This is a genomic window from Candidatus Accumulibacter sp. ACC007 (assembly GCF_907163205.1).
Lineage (GTDB): Bacteria > Pseudomonadota > Gammaproteobacteria > Burkholderiales > Rhodocyclaceae > Accumulibacter > Accumulibacter regalis.
Map to the genome: position 1 here is coordinate 17,705 of NZ_CAJQUD010000006.1, position 18,594 is coordinate 36,298.

Here is an 18,594-nt window from a genome sequence, read left to right on the forward strand (position 1 = left end):
GTACTAGCGCGGATGCTCTTTCTTGCCGTGCACGGTCATGATCGTCTGCTGCATCAAGGCACACATGCTCTTGCGGCCATGCTGAACGGCAAACACTTCGGCGCGGGTGACGATCAGCGTCCGCCCGTAGCGGAGTACCGACCCCTCGGCAATCAGCAGATCGCCCTCGGCCGGCGCGAGCAGGTTGAGCTTGTACTCGACGGTCAGCACGCCCGTCTCCGGCGCGGTCAGCGTACTGGCGGCGTAACCGGCCGCCGAGTCGGCGATCATGCCCACCACTCCGCCATGGATGTAGCCATGCTGCTGCGTGATTTCGGCTTTATGCGGCAAATGGATCTCGGTGTACCCGGGCTCGACCACCGCCATGCGGGCGCCAATCAGCGCCATCGCCTGCTGGCGATCGAAGCTGGCGCGGACACGTTCGGCAAAATCGGAATCCTGAGCTTTGTGCATGACCGCCATTTAAGGTTACGTTGACGTAAACGTCAACCATTTTCGCGCGGCGCGCTCACGCCACCTTGTCGGCTTTCGCCGCTTTGTTGGCCGCTTGCTTGGTCGCATCCTCGACCGTCTTGCCGGTCCCGTTGCTGGCCACCTTATTGACCGTCTCGCTCGCCGCGCGGGTCAGCAACAGTTGCCGGCATTGCTGTTCGAAGTTGCAGACTTCCTGCAGCACCGCCTCGATGTCCTCGCGTTGCTGCAACAAGGCTTCCTTGCGCTGCTGCAGGCCGTTCAGGAACTCCGACAACTGCGTGTTCTTGTCGCGCGCACGGTCGTACATACCGATCAGGTAGGAGATTTCGACCAGACTGAAGCCCAGCCGCTTGCCGCGCAGGGCAAGCTTCAGACGCGTACGGTCACGGCGCGTGAACACGCGCGTCCGACCTTCGCGCATTGGCGAGAGCAGACCCTGATCCTCGTAGAAACGGATCGTTCGTGGCGTGATGTGAAACTCTCGCGCCAGATCGGAAATGCTGAAGGTCGTCGCTTGCTGATCCACTGCAGGGCTGTCCGGAGTCTGATCACGTGTAGAATGCTTCGCTGCAGAGGCCATCAGGGGCCAGCCTCCTGAGCGGCCAAGTTTATAGATTCCGGACGTTTTTACAATCCACCGCCCAATGCTCCCCGACTACCCTTTTGCCACCCCCCCGGCCGCCGGAGAAACCTTCGCGGTCGCTCCCGGCATCCACTGGTTGCGCATGCCGCTGCCCTTCGCGCTGAATCACATCAACCTCTGGTTGCTCGAGGACGACGACGGCTGGACGATTGTCGATACCGGTTTTGCGCTCGACACGGTCAAGGCCTGCTGGCAAACGATCCTTTCCCGGCTGAGCGCGAGCGAACGTGGCGGGCGAATCGTGCGCATCATCGTCACCCACTTTCACCCCGATCACCTCGGCCTCGCCGCCTGGCTGCAGGAACAGACCGGCGCGCCGGTGTGCATGACGCTGGGCGAGTATCTGACCGCGCACGCGGTCTGGCACGAAATCGGCGGGCACGGCAATCAGCCGATGCTGCGCCAGTTTCGTGCGCACGGACTCGACGCCGACCGCTGTGCGGCGCTTGAGCGGCGCAGCGGCAACTACAACCGTGGCGTGCCGAGCCTGCCAACCACCTACCAGCGCCTGTTTGGGGGTGACGAGTTGCACATCGGCAGGCAGCGCTGGCAGGTTCGCCTCGGCTTCGGCCACTCGCCGGAACATGCCGCACTCTACTGTCGCGAGTTGGGCGTCCTGATTTCCGGCGACATGCTGTTGCCCAAAATCTCGACCAACATCAGCGTCTTTGCCGTCACCCCGACAGCCGATTCGCTGCGCGACTTCCTGCAGTCGATCGACCGTTACCGCGAACTGCCGGCCGAAACGCTGGTCCTGCCGTCGCACGGATTGCCTTTTCACGGAATCGAGAACCGCGTCAATGCCCTGCACGCCCATCACGAAGAGCGGCTGCAGGTGCTCGAAGACCATTGCACCAGCCCGCGCAGCGCTGCCGAGCTGCTGATGACCCTGTTCGCACGTGATCTCGACACCCATCAGACGATGTTTGCCATGGGTGAGGCGATCGCCCATCTCAACCGGCTCGAGCACGCCGGCCGACTGCTGCGCAGCGAGGACGAAAGCGGCCTGATCCGTTTCGTCAGAAAGCAGGGCGCTGCCGGTCCTCCAGGACAACCCGCCGGACACTGACCATGACATCGCCGCCAGCGAGTGCACAAGACCGATCTCTGCCCGCCGCCGCAGAGGTCGCCAACAGCTATCTGGAAGTCGCCCAGCGCGCATCACGCCTGCTGCGCCGGCACATGAAGAAGACCGCCAGAAAAGGTATCTGGTTTCCCAGCGAGGAATTCGCAGTCGCCGGGGCGTTCATGGATCTCTCGGCGCGGCTGCTGGTCAGCCCGTACCGGCTGGCGCAAACCCAGATGGCGATGATGCGCGATCACGTCCAGCTGTGGCAGCAATCCATGCTGCGTAGCATGGGCATGCCCTCCCACGCCGTGGCCCGCCCCGACGCCGATGACGAACGCTTCGCCGACGAAGCCTGGGAGGACCATTTCCTCTTCGACTTCATCAAACAATCGTACCTGATCACGGCTCGCCACCTGCACCAGACGGTGGCCAGCGCGGAGGGCCTCGACGAAGTGACCCGGCAGCGGGTAAGCACGCTCACCCGGCAGTACATCGACGCGCTGGCGCCGACCAACTTCGCCCTCACCAACCCGGAAGTGCTGCGCGAAACGGTAAGCAGCAAGGGCAAGAACCTGCTCAAGGGCCTCAAGCACCTGCTCAAGGACTTCGCCGCAGGCGATGCGCCAGGGCTACCTCCCCCGCGGCCTGGCGACAGCGGCGCCTGGCGTCTCGGCACGGACCTGGCCAGCACCCCGGGCAAGGTGATCTACCAGAACGAGCTGATGCAGTTGATTCAGTACCAGGCGACCGGCAGCCACCAGCACCGGAAACCCTTGCTGATCGTGCCGCCGTGGATCAACAAGTACTATGTCTTCGACCTTCGCGAAAGCAATTCCTTCGTCCGCTGGGCGAGCGAACAGGGCTTCACGACCTTCATCATCAGCTGGGTCGACCCCGACCAGCGACTGGCACAGAGAGGCTTCGCCGACTATCTGGTCGATGGCGTACTGGCGGCAATCGACGCTGTCGAGCAGGCAAGCGGCGAGAAGCAGGTCGACGTCGTCGGCTACTGCCTCGGCGGCACGCTGCTGATGGCCACCCTCGCCTGGATGGCCGCCCGCCGCGACAAGCGTGTGGCTTCAGCGACTTTCCTGGGAACGCTGATCGACTTCTCCGCACCCGGCGAACTGGCAACGCTTGCCGAGGCGGCGCCCAGCAGCACAGGAAAGACTGCCGGAACGCGCCATCGGGACAGCGCAGCGCTGACCAGCAGCACGTACAAGATGGTGCACGCCAACGACCTGATCTGGTCCGTCGTGGTCAACAACTACCTTCTCGGCAGGGATCGCTTTCCGGTCGACCTGCTGCACTGGAACGCCGACGTGACGCGCCTGCCGACGGCGCTGCACCGCTTCTATGTGGAGAACTTCTACCAGGCCAACAAACTGCGGCAGCCGGGCGGGGTTACCCTGGCCGGCGTCGCCATCGACGTCTCCCGGGTCAAGCTGCCGTGTTATTTCCTGGCCACGATCGAAGACCATATTTCCCCGTGGCGGAGTGTCTACAACGGCGCACAGCTGCCCGGCGGCCCGCGCCGCTTCGTCCTCGGCGGTTCCGGCCACCTCGCCGGGACGATCAATCCGCCCGCGGCCAAGCAACACGGCTACTGGACAAACGAAAGCAGCACCCTGCCCGAACAGGCAGGCGCGTTCCTGAGCAGCGCCACCCGGCACCACGGTTCATGGTGGACCGACTGGCAACAATGGCTGCTCGCCCAGGCCGACGGCAATTCCCTGGTCGGCGCGCGCCAGCCGGGTGAGCGGGCACTGAAGGTGATCGAGGATGCTCCCGGCAGCTACGCCATCGGTCGCGGCGGCCGACCAGCGGCGCCCTAGCCAGCCGCACGTGCCTGAGAGAAGACCTGCCCGATGAGCTCGACCCAACTCCCCGACTACAGCGGCGGCAGCATCGTCAACCTGATGCAGAGCATCGCCACCGCCTGCGGCAGCACGCGCAGCGACTACCCGCCGCTGGCCTTGCTGTCGGCGGCGCAACTCGCCCGCGCACGGCATGTGGTGCTGATCGTGGTCGACGGCCTCGGCCTGCGGACCCTGGCCAGGCATTCCGCCAGCCTGAATCTGCAGGAGCACCAGCTGGGCAGCATGACCTCGGTTTTCCCATCGACGACCGCCAGCGCGATCACCACCTTCATGACCGGACTGGCCCCGGCGCAGCACGGACTGACCGGCTGGCACATGCACCTCGACGAGATCGACCAGACGCTGGCCATTCTGCCACTGACTCCCCGCGACGGACCGTCGCTGACTCCGCCCGAACAGCTGCCGGCACGCCTGTTCGAGCATCAATCGCTGTTTCAGACACTGAACCGAGAATCGTGGGTGATCGCGCCGCAAAGCATCGCCGGCAGCGCCTTCAACAGCTGGCACTCGCGCGGCGCGCAGACCATACCCTACCGCGCCTTGCCGGAGGTTTTCGCCAACATCGGCGAGCTCACCCAGGAAAAGATCAAGTCGCGCTACATCTACGCCTACTATCCCGATCTCGACACCCATTCACACCGTTACGGCACAGACAGCCGCCAGGCCCAACAGACGCTGGCCGCGTTTGATGCCCATTTCGGCGAATTGCGGCGACGGCTTCGCGGCAGCAATACCTGGCTGCTGGTCACCGCCGACCACGGGTTCATCGATTCCCCGGGCCGACGGGTGATCGATGTCGACGACCATCCGCAGCTCGCGGCGCTGTTGCAACGGCCCCTGTGCGGCGAGCGTCGCGTCGCCTATTGCTACGTCGCCGCGGCGAAGCGGCCAGCTTTCGAAAACTACGTCCGCCGCCATCTCAGTCGCGCCTGCCACCTCTACGCCAGCGAGGAGCTGATCGCCGCCGGCTGGTTCGGTCCGCCGCCCTATCATCGCGCTCTCGCATCGAGGGTTGGCGACTACACGCTGCTGATGAAGGACAACTGGACGATCAAGGACTGGCTACCTGGCGAAAAGCGCTACACCATGCTCGGCGTGCACGGCGGCACCAGCAGCAGCGAGATGCACGTGCCCTTGATCGCGCTACGTGTCTAGCCGCGACAGGACGTGCCGGCGAGCAGTGCAAGCGACCGTCTTCATTCCATCAGGGAGTCCATGAAATGGCCAACGACAATGCCAAGAGCGCCCACACCGATCGTCTGATCGCCGACGCGATCCGCAATCGCCAGAGCCGCGAGGCCGGTTATCGCGAACAGGCGCTGAAAATCTACCCGTGGATCTGCGGACGCTGCAGTCGTGAATTCAGCCACCACAATCTGCGCGAACTGACCGTTCACCACCGCGATCACAATCACGACAACAACCCCGGCGACGGTAGTAACTGGGAGCTGTTATGCCTGTACTGTCACGACAACGAGCACTCGCGGCAACTCGACGCCGACGCGGCGCGTCAGGCGGGGATCGATTCGTCGGCTACGAAAAGCAAGGCCGTGGCCACCGGCCAGCCCTTCGCCAACCTCAAGGATCTACTGAAACGCAACTAATCAGCGACTGGCGCCGCCCGGGGTGCGCCAGGAGAGCGAATAGCGCAGGCAGCGACCCTGGCCCCCTGCCACCGCGCACAGCGTGTCGGAGCAACGAGCAATGAGCAATCAAACCAGCTTTCGCATCCTCGAAGATATCGCCCGCGACCTGTCCAGCGAAATGGTCTGCTTTCCGACCTTTCTCGACATCACCTTCCAGGTACGAACGGCACTCAAGAAACCCGACCTGACCATCGAACAGCTCGGAACGCTGGTCAGCGCCGAGCCGCTGATGAGCACCAAGATCATCCGCCTGGCCAACTCGGCGGCAATGAACCGTTCCGGACGAGTCATCGCCGACCTCAACCGAGCCATCGCTCGCGTCGGCATGGAAGCGGTACGCAGCGTCTCGTTCGCCGTGGCCATGGAGCAGTTGCTCAATTCGAAGAAGATGGCACCCTTCGAAGCCCTCTCGCGACGCCTCTGGGAACACAGCATGCACGTGGCTGCCCTGTCGCGCGTCCTCGCCCGGCGACTGACCAAGATCAGTCCGGACGAGGCCATGTTCGCCGGCCTGGTCCATGATATCGGCGTCTTCTACCTGCTCTCGCGGGCAGCGAATTTCCCCGACCTGATCGCCGACCCGGCCGAGTTGCACCAGTTGCTGGTGCAATGGCATGCCGACATCGGACACGCCCTGCTCGCGGCGATGGGTTTGCCCGAAGAACTGCTGAGCGTCGTTCAGGAACACGAACTGGAGCACGCGATGGACAGCGTAAGCACGCTGGCCGAAGTCCTGTTCGTCGCCAACCGCCTAGCCAATGTGCAGCACGGCTGGCGAGATCCGGCCTACTCCGCGCCGCCTGACGCCGCCGTTGTCGCGCAGCTGTTCGCAGCCGACGAACTCGAGCCCTTGCTCGCCGAGTCGGCCGACGACGTTGCCTCGCTGAAGGCCGCACTCGGCGGCAAAGCCTAGCGCGCCAGCTTCCCTTTCAGCCCTCCCTCACCGGCCCGAGGCAGGAGGCAGCACTACAGCCGGCGGATCTTCTCGAGCAGCGCGGTGGTGGAAGTCTGGTGGATGAAAGGCAGGGACACGACGCGCCCCCCGCCAGCGCTCACTTCGCGGTTGCCGACGATTTTCTCGACCGGCCAGTCGCCACCCTTGACGAGAACCTCCGGCCGGCAATCGAGGATGCGCTGCAGCGGCGTATCCTCGTCGAACCAGGTCACCAGCGTCACCGATTCCAGCGCGGCGATCACCGCCAGCCGATCGAGCAGGCAATTCACCGGCCGGTCGTCGCCTTTGCCGAGACGCTTGACCGAAGCGTCCGAGTTCACCGCCACCAGCAGCGCCGCACCCAGCGCCCGTGCCTGCGCGAGAAGCGTCACATGCCCGCGATGAACGATGTCGAAGCAGCCATTGGTGAACACCAGAGGGCGCGCCACGTCGGCGAGGCGCCCGGCAAGTTCGCCGGGGGCGACGATCTTGCTCTCGAAGGCGGGCAATGCACTGGTTACGGTGGCGGCAGGCTGCGCCGGCAAGATCGATTCGGCCATTGTTCACTCCAGGAAGCTTGCCGGTGCTGCGGGCTGGCCCAGTCGGGCGCCAGCCTGATCACCTGGCGATGCACGCCAGTCTCTCATCCGCCCGCCCGGCCAGCAAGGCCTGGCCATCGGAGCACACGCGAAGCTCGCCACGTGACCTATCTCACGGAGGCTCGGCAAGCAGCTCGTTATAATCGCCGCTCAAATGACCAGCGCCCGCTTGGCTGGCCGAATGCGCAATCCGGAATGCGGCATACTCGAATGCTGGACCAACCCCGCCACAGGAGAAAACATGGAGATCAGAAACGAGGTCGTCGCTGTGCTTGACGAGGTATTGAGCCTCAAGGGCCGCGCCAGCGCCTTCACCCTGGACACGCCCCTGCTTGGCGCCATTCCGGAACTCGATTCGATGGCCGTCGTGGCCCTGATCACGACCCTGGAGGAACGTTTCGGCTTTGTCGTGGACGACGATGAAATCGACGGCACGGTCTTTGCCTCGCTAGGCACGCTGCTCGACTTCGTGCAGGGAAAACTGGGCGCCTGAGCCGTTGACGATGCCCTGCGAAGCCTTCTTCCTGCCCAGCGCCGCCGGCCAGCGCTTTGCCCTGCTCTACACCCCGGAGCCGGCGGAGAAACAACGTGGCGCGGTGGTCTACGTGCATCCCTTCGGCGAGGAGCTCAACAAGTCGCGCCGGATGGCGGCACTGCAGGCCAGGGCCATGGCCAGCGCCGGCTACAGCGTGCTGCAGATCGATCTGCTCGGCTGCGGCGACAGTGCGGGTGATTTCGGCGACGCCACCTGGGAGGCCTGGCTGGCCGACGTAAGGCTCGCCTGTTCCTGGCTGCAGGAACGGACGCCAGCCCCCTTGTGGTTGTGGGGCCTGCGCAGTGGCTGCCTGCTGGTCAATGAGGCGGCGCAGCGCATGCAAACGCCGGTCAAGCTGCTGCTCTGGCAACCGGTGCTCTCCGGCAAGCAGTTTCTGCAGCAATTCCTGCGCCTGAAAGTGGCCGCCGAAATGCTCGCCAGCGATGGCAAGGGCGTCATGGAGCGCTTGCGCAGCCAGCTCCGGCAAGGGGAAGCCATCGAGATCGCCGGCTATCTGTTGTCGCCCGCGCTGGCGCATGGTCTCGAACAGGCGGAACTTCTCCTGCCGCACCGCTCGGGTCGCGTCGAATGGATCGAAATTTCCGGGCGACCCGATGCCCGCCTCTCGCCGGCAGCCACGGCGCGCCTCACGCAGTGGCAGGCCGCCGGCCAGGAAGCGCGCGGCACGGCGGTCAGCGGCCCTGCGTTCTGGCAGACGACAGAAATCAGCGAGTGTCCGGCGCTGCTCGAGGCCAGCCTGCGCGCCCTCTCGGAAGCCGTTCCGGCATGAACAGCCGCGAACAGGCGCTGCTCATTCCGTGCGCCGGCGAACTGCTGCCGGCAATTGTCGCCTGGCCACCGGCCGGGCGCCACGGCGGCAACCAGCAAACCACCGCCGACCGCGACGAGGGCCAGGCAGAGCTGCCAGACGGCGCAGCCAACGGCCAACCGGCAAGGCTCACCGCCGACGACCGCCGCCGCGAGCAGCGCGCCACCTGTGGCGTACTGATCGTCGTCGGCGGCCCGCAGTACCGGGTGGGCAGTCACCGCCAGTTCCTGCTGCTTGCCAGACGCCTCGCCGCCGCAGGTTATCCGGCGATGCGTTTCGACTACCGCGGCATGGGTGACGCCGGTGGCGGCATGCGTGGCTTCGAGGAGGTGTCGACGGACATCGCTGCGGCCATCGACGCCTTCCAGAGCGCCAGCCCGACGCTGCAGCGCGTCGTTCTCTGGGGCCTTTGCGACGCCGCATCGGCTGCCCTGCTGTACGTCCAGGCAAGCCGTGACCCGCGCATCGCCGGCCTGGCCTTGCTCAACCCCTGGGTGCGCTCGGAGGCCAGCCTGGCGCAGACGCACATCAAGCACTACTACGGGCAACGCCTGATGCAGGGCGAATTCTGGCGCAAGCTGCTCAGCGGCCGCCTCGAAGTGGTCAAGTCGCTGCGCGCGCTGCTCGCCAGCGCAATGCTGGCGCGGCGTTCGCGCGCGCCGGGCAAGGCTCCGCAAAGGCACAGCTTCCAGGAACGCATGGCGGAAGGCTGGCGCGAGTTTCCCGGCCGGCTGCTACTGATCCTTAGCGGACAGGACTACACTGCCAAAGAGTTTCTCGAGTTTGCCGGCAGCGACCCGGCCTGGTCAGGACTCGTCGACGCGGCCAAGGTGCGGCGGGTCGATCTTGCCGAGGCCGATCACACTTTTTCCTCTCGCACGCAGCGTGCGCAAGTCGAAGACGCCACGCTGGCTTGGCTTGACACCGTGAGCGAGGTTCTTGAAACCGCTCCCACCACCGGGGGATTCCTCGCATGAGCACGCAGATCACCAGTTCCTATGGCGGCCGACGCCACACTCGCGGCAAGGCCCATGCCGGCTCGGCACGCTGGTTCCGACGCTATCGATGGCTGGTCATTACCGGCTGGCTGGCCATTCTGGTGGCCGTCGCCTGGGTGCTCTTCATGCGCTCCGAGCCGCTGCCCGTACCCTCCGGCGCGGCCCATCGGGTGGCCACTTTGGCCAGCGCGAGCGCCGACGCCGGGCTGCTGCCGCCGGTGAAACTGCCAGCCGACGACGCGGTGCACGACAAGCTCACCGAATGGTGGTACTACAGCGGCCACCTGCAAACCGACTCCGGCGAAAAATACTCGTTTCACCTGGCCAGCTTCCTGCGGCGCGGAACGCTGACGCACACGGTCTTCCACGGCTCGCTCCTCGACCATCGGACCGAGAAGCGATACACCGAGCAGGCGCGTACCGCCGGCAACCCCTCGGATGGGCGCCGGGACGGCTTCAACCTGAGCTTCGGCAAATGGCAGCTGCAGGGAAACGGCGAAAAACACCTGGCCAAGATGGCCGGCAAGGACTTTTCGCTCGATCTGCAACTCGATGACCGGAACGCGCCGGTCCTGCACCAGGCGCCGGGAACGCCGGTCGCCGGCCTGCTTGACTTCGCTGCCGCCGGCAAGAGCTATTACACTTCGCGTCCACGCATGACCGCGCAAGGGACGCTGACCGTCGAGGGCCAGCGGAAAGCGGTACGCGGCGAAGTGTGGTTCGACCATCAATGGGGTGACTTCGAAGCAGCAAACCTGCGCTGGAACTGGTTTGCCCTGCAACTCACCGACGGTGCCGACATCATGATTTTCGAGCTCTTCGATCGGCAGGGAAAACCGGTCCAGCGCATGGGCACCTACGCAAGGAACGGCACGGTAACCGCCCTCGGCGATGCCGACATTGCGCTCGGCTCAACGGCCAGCTGGACGAGCCCTGCATCCGGAGTGCGCTATCCGCTGGACTGGACCGTCGCGATTCCCTCGAAGGGCCTGCAACTGCAGGTGGACCCGGTCATCCGGGCGAGCGAGTTTGATTCGCGCACGACGACGCTGAACGTGTACTGGGAAGGCGCGGTCAAGGTGAGCGGCTCGCACAGCGGTGGCGGCTTCATGGAGTTGAGCGGCTACGAGCCGGTGAAGGAGCCGCCGGCCAAGGAGTCGGCGAAGGAGCCACAAGCGGCGAAACGCAAGAAATAGCGCGCTCGACAGGACAGGATTGCTCAGATCGCCAGCGCGTCACGCCCTACCTTCGAGGCGGCGCACCAGTTCGGCCTTGTTGTTGACCCCCAGCTTGCGAAAGCAGTGGGCAATATGGTTGCGTACCGTTGCCGGAGAAAGCGACAGACTCCTGGCGATGGCCGAATAGGTTTCGCCCTGCGCATAGCGCCTGGCAACCTCGCCTTCGCGCGCCGAAAGCTGCGCCAGCGCGCCGTCCGATCGAGCGCTGAGGTAGCGCAGGTGAGCGCATGACGCAACGTCCAGAGCCAGCTCGGGCGAGACATACGCACGCCCCGTGCGCAGGGAAGCGAGCAGCGGCTCGGGCAGGGCGCTGCCACGCCAGTCCGGCCAGAGCTTGCTGACGCGGGAAATGAAGGCTGGTGAAGCCTCACGCAGGAAACCCCGCGCATCGGCCACCGCCCACTCGCGGTTGAAGGCGCCGGGAACTCTCAGGAAATGGCGCAAGCGCACGGCGCGATGTATCTCCACCAGGTGCGGCATCAGCAGTTCCTTGGTTTGCCGCTCGGTCTCGGAAAAAGGGCGCTTGCGGTCGTGACGCCACAGCGTCAGGAACTCGTATAGCGACGACGTCGGTTCGATGACCAGCGTTCCCAGCGACCATTCGATCCTGAAGCGCCGCCCCAGCTGGCGATACAGTGCTGTGCGCACGTAGCGTGCGCGCGTGGTGAGGTCACTCATGTTGACCGAAATGCCAGGCGAGGCGACCAGGGCGGCGCGAAAGAAATCGCCGTCGACGAAAGGCGGATACGCGTCGACGATGCTTTCATCGCAGTTGTGCAGGAACACTTCGTGCAGCGCCGGAGGATGCGCCGTGGCGTTGCCCCACCAGGCCGAGTCGAAGTCCACCAGCGAGCGCAGCTGCTCCACTGCCCAGGCCTGGAAGCTGCCCAGCGGCACCTCGCGACCGTCGCGATAAAGGTGCAGGATCAGCGCATTCAAAGGGCCAGCGTCGACGTTCGGCATACGCGCATTGTGCACCAAAAATCCGTTCTGTACTGCTCTCCGCCAATGGTGCAATTGCATCATCGTGGCGCTTTACAAGCGCGCGCGGCACGCTCAGGAAAATTGCCGACCCGTCCCTGCAACGCACCGACTTAGCCCCCATAAGCGCCTGAAAGATCAACGGAAAGCCGCTGCGAGCCGGCACCAAATCCTTGCGGGCATAGGACTTGCTTTTAGGACTGACATCAAGTTGCTTTATGTTGCCGGCCGGCGCCGAGTGCTGTCGGCGTTCCGTCCGTGATCAGAGGAGACACCCATGCGCGCCAAGCACCCGCTTTCGACAGTCAAGCCAGCCCTTCTTGCCATTCTTCTCGCCTTCCCCGCACAGCAAGCCCTCGCGGCCACCTGCACCTGGAACGTTACCGCCGGCAACTGGGCGACGCCCTCCGACTGGTTGACCTGCGGCGCGGGCAATGGTAATCCGGCGACCACGCCCGGCAGCAGCGACACCGCCAATATCGGCGCCGCGGGCGTGGTCACGATCAACACCGGGCAGTCGATTCGGACGCTGAACAACGCCGGCCAGATCAACATCGACGCCTTCGGCCTCAACCTCGTCGGTGGTGGCGGCACCACCACCAACAGCGGCGTCATCAACGTCGGCGGCGCCTCGACGGCCAATATTGGCGTCTCCGTCGGCCACAACATCAACAACACCGGCGGCACGATCAACATCGATGACGGCAGTGTCGTCAACCAGTTCGGCAGCACCATCACCGGCGGCATCATCAGCACAACGGGTAGCGGCGCGCTGGTGGCATTCAGTAGCCCTTCCAACTACCTGAGCGGCGTCACCCTGAACGGCAAGCTCGACATGACCAACACCAACGCCCGGGAACGAGTCATTGGTGGCGGCCTGACGCTCAACGGCACCATCGACATCGATAGCAACGCTGTCCTCAGCTTCGAGGGTGACGGCGCTCTGAGTGGCAACGGCAGCATCGTGCTCGGGGCCACGGGTCCGGGCAACCGCGTCGCCCTCGACGGCACCGGAACCACCACCGTCGGGTCGAACGTCACCATCCGCGGCGAGAACGGCACCATCGGCGACCAGATCAATATCGGCGGCACGCAGACCCTGCTCAACAACGGCAGGATCTCCGCCGATGTCGCTGGCGGAACGATCAACATCACCGATTCGGCGGTGACCAACAACGGCATCCTGGAAGCCAAGAACGGGGGCACCCTGCTCCTGTCCAGCAACGTCGCCGGCGGTGCCAGCGGCCAGATCATCGCCGGTGCCGGCAGCACCGTGCAGCAGAGCGGCGTGACGATCAGCGGAACGGTCAACACCTCGGGGAGCGGCGTCTTTCGTGCCACCAGCAGCGCCTCCAACTACCTCAGCGGCGCCACCCTGAACGGCAACCTCGACCTCACCGCCACCAACGCCCGGGAACGAGTCATTGGTGGCGGCCTGACGCTCAACGGCACCATCGACATCAACAACAACGGCAGCCTGAGCTTCGAGGGTGACAGCGCTCTGAATGGCAACGGCAGCATCGTGCTCGGGGCCACCGGTTCGGGCAACCGCGTGGACCTCGACGGCACCGGAACCACCACCGTCGGGTCGAACATCACCATCCGCGGCGAGAACGGCACCATCGGCAACCAGATCAATATCGGCGGCACGCAGACCCTGCTCAACAACGGCAGGATCTCCGCCGATGTCGCTGGCGGAACGATCAACATCACCGACTCGGCGGTGACCAACAACGGCATCCTGGAAGCCAAGAACGGGGGCACCCTGCTCCTGTCCAGCAACGTCGCCGGCGGTGCCGGCGGCCAGATCATCGCCGGTGCCGGCAGCACCGTGCAGCAGAACGGCGTCGTGATCAGCGGCACGGTCAATACCTCGGGGACCGGCATCTTCCGTGCCAGCAGCAGCCCTGCCAACTACCTCAGGGGCGTCACCCTGAACGGCAACCTCGACATGACCAGCACCAACGCCCGGGAACGCGTCGATGGCGGTGGCCTAACGCTCAACGGCAGGATCGACATCGATAGCAACGCCGTCCTCAGCTTCGAGGGCAACGGCGCCCTCGATGGCAACGGCAGCATCGTGCTCGGGGCCACCGGTTCGGGCAACCGCGTCGCCCTCGACGGCACCGGAACCACCACCGTCGGGTCGAACATCACCATCCGCGGCGAGAACGGCACCATCGGCAGCGCGATCAATATCGGCGGCACGCAACTGCTGGTCAACAACGGCAGGATCTCCGCCGATGTCGCTGGCGGAACGATCAACATTACTGACTCGGCGGTGACCAACAACGGCATCCTGGAAGCCAGTAACGGTGGCACCCTGCTCCTGTCGAGCAACGTTGCCGGCGGTGCCAGCGGCCAGATCGTCGCCGGTGTCGGCAGCACCGTGCAGCAGAACGGCGTGGTGATCAGCGGCACGGTCAATACCTCGGGGAGCGGCATCTTCCGTGCCAGCAGCAGCCCTGCCAACTACCTCAGCGGCGTCACCCTGAACGGCAACCTCGACCTGACCGCCACCAACGCCCGCGAACGCGTCATTGGGGGCGGCCTGACGCTCAACGGCACGATCAACATCAACAACAACGGCATCCTCAGCTTCGAGGGTAACGGCGCCCTCGATGGCAACGGCAGCATCGTGCTCGGGGCCACGGGTCCGGGCAACCGGGTCGACCTCGATAGCAACGGCACCACCACCGTCGGCACGAACGTCACCATCCGCGGCGAGAACGGCACCATCGGCGCCCAGATCAATATCGGCGGCACGCAGACCTTGCTCAACAACGGCAGGATCTCCGCCGATGTCGCTGGCGGAACGATCACCATCACCGACTCGGCGGTGACCAACAACAGCGTCCTGGAAGCCCGCAACGGTGGCACCCTGAACCTGAACAGCAACGTCAACAACACCGCCAGCGGTGTGATCCTCGCCGACAACGGTGTCGTTCTCCAGTCGACACAACGGGTCACCGGCGGAGCGATCAATTCAGTCAACGGTGGCGTCTTCCGGGTCACCAGCAGTGCCAGCAACTATCTCGATGCAACGACGATCGGCGGCACGCTGGACATGGCCACCCTCGTCAACAGCCGCGAGCGCGTAGTCAATGGGCTGACGGTCAATGGCACGGTCAATATCAACAACAATGGCATTCTCAGCCTCGAGGGCGGACAGGCACTCGCCGGAAATGGCTCGATCGTCTTCGGCAACACCGGCGCCGGCAACCGCCTGGACCTGGATGGCAACGGCACGAGCACCATCGGCTCGAACGTCACCATCCGCGGCGAGAATGGCAATATCGGTGGCCAGATCAATATCGGCGGCACACACACGCTGGTGAACAACGGCACGATCAATTCAGACGGCGGTGGCCTGATCCGAGTCAATACCGATGGCACGCTGACCAACCATGGCACCCTGCGTGCGCAAAACGGGACGCTGACGATCGACAACGGCGTCACCGGTAGCGGCACGCTGCAAGTCGATGCGAGCGGCGTGATGAACCTGACCAACGCCGCGAACACGCAGGGCCGGCTGGTCATGGGTGCTGCCGGATCGACGCTCAACATCGGCACCCAGAACCTGACCATCAACACCGACTACACCAACGTCGCCGCCGGCGCAGGCAACGCCTTCAACCGCCGCGCCGGCGTTTCCGGGCCCGGCCAGATCGTCGCCGGTGGCGATGTCGCGCAGGTGATCACCGGCGCCGGCGTGAGCAATGGCGCCACCAACAATGCGACACTGACGATCAACAACGTGCGCGTCGGTGACACCACGTTCAACTACCAGATCGCGAACAACGGCACCACCGGCCCGGCGCTGCGCGGCGCCGTCCAGACCAGCGTCAACGGCGCCAATCTGAGCGATGCACGCCTCGGTGGCAGCGGTGTCACGGCCGGCAACTACAACACCGGCGCACCGGGCAACAACACCGGCAACCTCGGCGTGACCTTCAGCGCAGCCAGCGCCGGTGCGCTCGCACCGCTCAGCGGCCAGGTCGTCAACCTGCGCAGCAATTTCGAGAATATCCCCGACCAGAAGCTGAACATCGTGCTGGCCAGCAGTGCGGCGGCCTACAACGCGGCCATCGGCAACGCAACGCCCTCGCCGCTGGTGATCGCCAATCAGCGCGTCGGCGGAACGCCGGTGACGCAGTTCTTCACCATCACCAATAACGCCGCGGCAGGCGCCTTCTCCGAAGATCTGAACGCCAGTTTCGCCGGCAGCAGCGGCGACGCCGCGATCAGTGGCGGCAACATCCTCGGCCTGATCGCCGGCGGCAGCAACAACACCACCACGGGGGCGCGCGTCGACAACAGCACCGCCGGCGCGAAAACCGGCACCGTGACGCTCGCCTACGAGACCACGGGCACGGTCAATGGGGTGAGCAACGGCCTGGGCATCGCCAGCGTCGGCAGTCAGGTGCTCACCGTCTCGGGCGACGTCTACCGCCTGGCGGCCGGCGCAGCCAACCCGACGCCGATCGTCTTCGCCAACCGCCACGTCGGCGATACCGCGAGTCAGCTGCTGACGGTGCAGAACACCGCCGCCGCCGATGGCTTCTCCGAAAAGCTCAACGCCAGCATCAGCTCCAACGGCGGTCCGGCCACCGCCAGCGGCAGCGTCAACCTGCTCGCGGCACAGGCGACCAACAGCAGCAGCCTGCAGGTCGGCATCGACACCAGCAGCGCCGGCGCCAAGAGCGGTAGCGCGACGATCAGCTACGTCTCCGACGGTACCGGCAGCAGCGGCCTGGCGGCCATTTCCGCCGGCAGCCAGACGATCAACGTCAGCGGCGACGTCTACCGCCTGGCGTCGGCCAACAACCTTGGCGCCATCGCCTTCGGCAACGTCCACGTCGGCGACTTCGTCCAGCAGGCGCTGAGCATCAGCAATACGGCGCTCGCCGACGGCTTCTCGGAAAAACTCAACGCCAGCTTCGGCGCCAGTTCGGACGCACGCATCACGACCAGCGGCAGCATCAGCCAACTGGCCGCGCAGGCGACCAACAGCAGCAGCATGCTCGTTGGCCTGAACACCACCGCCGCGGGCAACGTCAACGGCACGCAGGTGATCAACTTTGCTTCCGACGGCACCGGCACCAGCGGTCTGGGCATCTCCGCGCTGGCGTCGCAGACGATCGGCGTCAGTGGCGACATCACCACCAGCGGCAGCGTCTTCCGCTTGGCCAGCGCCAGCCCGGCGACCCCCAACCCGGTCAACTTCGGTGCCGTGCGCATCGGCAGCACGGCCGAGCAGACCTTGAGCATCACCAACACGGCAGCCAACGACGGCTTCTCCGAAAAGCTCAACGCCAGCATCAGCTCCAACGGCGTACCAGTCACCGCCAGCGGCGCCTTCAATCTGCTCGCCGCCCAGGCGACCAACGGCAGCGACCTGCGTGTCGGCATCGACACCAGCAGCGCCGGCGCTAAGAGCGGCAGCGCAACGATCGCGCTGGTCTCCGACGGTAACGGCACCAGCGGCCTGGGAACGACGAATCTCGCGCCGCAGACGGTCAATGTCAGCGGTGACGTCTATCGGCTGGCCAACCCGACCCTGAACACTACCGACGTCACCCTCGTGGCACGCCGCGGCGACGCGGCACCGACGGCGGCGATCAGCGTCAGCAACGCCAGTCCGGACAGCTTCACCGAAGGGCTCAAGGCCGGCTTCGGCACGCTGGCTGGCGGTTTCTCGGCTAGCGGCGCCATCGCCAACCTGGCGGCGCAAGGCACCGACGCCAGCAGCCTGCAGATCGCGTTGAACACCAGCTCGGCCGGCAGCGTCGCCGGCAGTGCGGAAGTGAACTTCGCATCGACCGGGGCCGGCACCACCGGCGCGGCCGACATTTCAGTCGGCAGCCAAGTGGTCAGCCTGGCCGGCAGGGTGTACGAGAAGGCCGTCGCGCAGGTCAATACGGTGCTCGTCGACTTCGGGATCGTCCACAAGGGCGACGTGGTTGGGGCAAAGAACATCTCGGTGACCAACAGCGCGCCGGTGGCGGCCCTCAACGATACGCTGCAGGGCAGCTTCATCAACATGCCCGTCGGTCCCTTCGGCGGCAGTGGCAGCGTCAGCGGCCTGGCCGCCGGGCAGACCGACGCCAGCAGCCTGCTGGTCAGCCTCGACACGACCAGCGCCGGGGTGTTTACCCAGGGCGGTGACCGGCTGCAGTTTGCCAGCCACAACCCGGAGATGGCCGACCTTGGCCTCGGCGACACCGCGCTCACCCTGCAGGCGCAGGTCAACAACTACGCCAAGCCGACCTTCTCGCAGACCTCGGGGGCGGGCTCGCTGGGCGGCAGCGGCTTTGATTTCCTGCTCGACTTCGGCACGCTCACCGCGGGCAGCGGCATGGTCAGCGCCTTGCTGCAACTGGCCAACGACGTCGTCGGCCCGGCCGACCTGCTCGATGGCGCTTACAGCTTCGCGCTCAACGAGTTCCTGAAGAGCGGCTTCGCTTCCTTTGCCGATCTGGACGCCGGTGAAGCGCAAGGCGGCCTCGAGATTGCCTTCGATGCCCTGAATGTTGGCAGCTTCAGCGACACCATCGTACTCTCGGCCGTCGGTCACAATGGCAGCGGCTACAGCGCCGCCTTCCAGGACATCCGGCTCACCGTCCAGGCTCGGGTACAGGCGGGCGGCGGCAACCAGATTCCGGAACCCGGCACTCTGCTGCTGCTGACCATCGCCATGGCCATCATTGTTCTCCAGCGTCGCCGCGGAATGTTAGACTAAGGCCGCAAACGGGTTCCTCGGCAGAG

At 65.3% G+C, this 18,594-nt stretch carries 14 protein-coding genes; 10 read left to right on the top strand and 4 right to left on the bottom strand.

The window, feature by feature from the left end; genetic code table 11:
* Positions 1-3: 3 nt before the first annotated feature.
* Both QZ634_RS13930 and QZ634_RS13935 read right to left on the bottom strand, forming a co-directional pair.
* Entirely contained in the window at positions 4-462 is a 459-nt protein-coding gene (locus QZ634_RS13930) for a PaaI family thioesterase (RefSeq protein WP_291989306.1), read from the bottom strand.
* 46 nt (positions 463-508) lie between these two features.
* Positions 509-1,054: a MerR family DNA-binding transcriptional regulator gene (locus QZ634_RS13935; protein ID WP_291989308.1), complete on the bottom strand. Its 546-nt coding sequence runs from the start codon at positions 1,052-1,054 to the stop codon at positions 509-511.
* A gap of 64 nt (positions 1,055-1,118) precedes the next feature.
* On the opposite strand from QZ634_RS13935, the gene QZ634_RS13940 reads away from it, so the two are divergent.
* From QZ634_RS13940 to QZ634_RS13960, 5 genes are all read left to right on the top strand, one after another.
* A complete protein-coding gene (locus QZ634_RS13940; protein ID WP_291989310.1) occupies positions 1,119-2,186 on the top strand; it encodes an MBL fold metallo-hydrolase in 1,068 nt (355 codons plus the stop codon).
* Positions 2,187-2,188: 2 nt separating this feature from the next.
* A complete protein-coding gene (gene phaC, locus QZ634_RS13945; protein WP_291989312.1) occupies positions 2,189-4,021 on the top strand; it encodes a class I poly(R)-hydroxyalkanoic acid synthase in 1,833 nt (610 codons plus the stop codon).
* 33 nt (positions 4,022-4,054) lie between these two features.
* Positions 4,055-5,221, top strand: a complete 1,167-nt coding sequence (locus tag QZ634_RS13950; RefSeq protein WP_291989314.1) for an alkaline phosphatase family protein — start codon at positions 4,055-4,057, stop codon at positions 5,219-5,221.
* Between the two features lie 65 nt (positions 5,222-5,286).
* Positions 5,287-5,670, top strand: coding sequence for a YajD family HNH nuclease (locus QZ634_RS13955; RefSeq protein WP_291989316.1), 384 nt, complete (start codon positions 5,287-5,289; stop codon positions 5,668-5,670).
* A gap of 100 nt (positions 5,671-5,770) precedes the next feature.
* Positions 5,771-6,625 carry an HDOD domain-containing protein gene (locus QZ634_RS13960; RefSeq protein ID WP_291989318.1) on the top strand — a complete coding sequence of 285 codons (855 nt, stop codon included), beginning with the start codon at positions 5,771-5,773 and terminating at the stop codon, positions 6,623-6,625.
* A gap of 53 nt (positions 6,626-6,678) precedes the next feature.
* Here QZ634_RS13960 and QZ634_RS13965 read toward each other — a convergent pair whose 3' ends face one another.
* Positions 6,679-7,206 carry an adenylyltransferase/cytidyltransferase family protein gene (locus QZ634_RS13965; RefSeq protein ID WP_291989320.1) on the bottom strand — a complete coding sequence of 176 codons (528 nt, stop codon included), beginning with the start codon at positions 7,204-7,206 and terminating at the stop codon, positions 6,679-6,681.
* A gap of 280 nt (positions 7,207-7,486) precedes the next feature.
* Between QZ634_RS13965 and QZ634_RS13970 the strand changes: the two genes are divergently transcribed.
* Genes QZ634_RS13970 through QZ634_RS13985 form a run of 4 tightly spaced genes read left to right on the top strand, consistent with a single transcriptional unit; the run spans position 7,487 to position 10,803 of the window.
* On the top strand, positions 7,487-7,738 hold the full coding sequence (locus tag QZ634_RS13970) for a phosphopantetheine-binding protein (RefSeq protein ID WP_291989322.1): 252 nt from the start codon (positions 7,487-7,489) through the stop codon (positions 7,736-7,738).
* 10 nt (positions 7,739-7,748) lie between these two features.
* A complete protein-coding gene (locus QZ634_RS13975) occupies positions 7,749-8,570 on the top strand; it encodes a hydrolase 2, exosortase A system-associated (RefSeq protein ID WP_291989324.1) in 822 nt (273 codons plus the stop codon).
* The gene (locus QZ634_RS13980; RefSeq protein ID WP_291989326.1) at positions 8,567-9,586 is read left to right on the top strand and encodes a hydrolase 1, exosortase A system-associated; all 1,020 of its coding nucleotides are present in this window, start codon (positions 8,567-8,569) and stop codon (positions 9,584-9,586) included. Before QZ634_RS13975 ends, QZ634_RS13980 begins: the two co-directional genes overlap by 4 nt.
* The gene (locus QZ634_RS13985) at positions 9,583-10,803 is read left to right on the top strand and encodes a lipocalin family protein (RefSeq protein ID WP_291989328.1); all 1,221 of its coding nucleotides are present in this window, start codon (positions 9,583-9,585) and stop codon (positions 10,801-10,803) included. Before QZ634_RS13980 ends, QZ634_RS13985 begins: the two co-directional genes overlap by 4 nt.
* A gap of 39 nt (positions 10,804-10,842) precedes the next feature.
* On the opposite strand, the gene QZ634_RS13990 is transcribed toward QZ634_RS13985, so the two are convergent.
* Positions 10,843-11,823 (bottom strand): LuxR C-terminal-related transcriptional regulator, encoded by a 981-nt coding sequence (locus QZ634_RS13990; protein ID WP_291989330.1) that lies wholly within the window; start codon positions 11,821-11,823, stop codon positions 10,843-10,845.
* A gap of 280 nt (positions 11,824-12,103) precedes the next feature.
* Here QZ634_RS13990 and QZ634_RS13995 point away from each other — a divergent pair, with 280 nt between their 5' ends.
* Entirely contained in the window at positions 12,104-18,568 is a 6,465-nt protein-coding gene (locus QZ634_RS13995) for an S-layer family protein (protein ID WP_291989332.1), read from the top strand.
* The last annotated feature ends 26 nt before the right edge of the window (positions 18,569-18,594 follow it).

Coding starts and splice junctions, on each gene's coding strand:
- QZ634_RS13930 (WP_291989306.1), bottom strand. CDS start 462: ATGGCGGTCATGCACAAAGCTCAGGATTCCGATTTTGCCGAACGTGTC.
- phaC (WP_291989312.1), top strand. CDS start 2,189: ATGACATCGCCGCCAGCGAGTGCACAAGACCGATCTCTGCCCGCCGCC.
- QZ634_RS13955 (WP_291989316.1), top strand. CDS start 5,287: ATGGCCAACGACAATGCCAAGAGCGCCCACACCGATCGTCTGATCGCC.
- QZ634_RS13970 (WP_291989322.1), top strand. CDS start 7,487: ATGGAGATCAGAAACGAGGTCGTCGCTGTGCTTGACGAGGTATTGAGC.
- QZ634_RS13995 (WP_291989332.1), top strand. CDS start 12,104: ATGCGCGCCAAGCACCCGCTTTCGACAGTCAAGCCAGCCCTTCTTGCC.
- QZ634_RS13960 (WP_291989318.1), top strand. CDS start 5,771: ATGAGCAATCAAACCAGCTTTCGCATCCTCGAAGATATCGCCCGCGAC.
- QZ634_RS13935 (WP_291989308.1), bottom strand. CDS start 1,054: ATGGCCTCTGCAGCGAAGCATTCTACACGTGATCAGACTCCGGACAGC.
- QZ634_RS13980 (WP_291989326.1), top strand. CDS start 8,567: ATGAACAGCCGCGAACAGGCGCTGCTCATTCCGTGCGCCGGCGAACTG.
- QZ634_RS13975 (WP_291989324.1), top strand. CDS start 7,749: ATGCCCTGCGAAGCCTTCTTCCTGCCCAGCGCCGCCGGCCAGCGCTTT.
- QZ634_RS13940 (WP_291989310.1), top strand. CDS start 1,119: ATGCTCCCCGACTACCCTTTTGCCACCCCCCCGGCCGCCGGAGAAACC.
- QZ634_RS13985 (WP_291989328.1), top strand. CDS start 9,583: ATGAGCACGCAGATCACCAGTTCCTATGGCGGCCGACGCCACACTCGC.
- QZ634_RS13965 (WP_291989320.1), bottom strand. CDS start 7,206: ATGGCCGAATCGATCTTGCCGGCGCAGCCTGCCGCCACCGTAACCAGT.
- QZ634_RS13950 (WP_291989314.1), top strand. CDS start 4,055: ATGAGCTCGACCCAACTCCCCGACTACAGCGGCGGCAGCATCGTCAAC.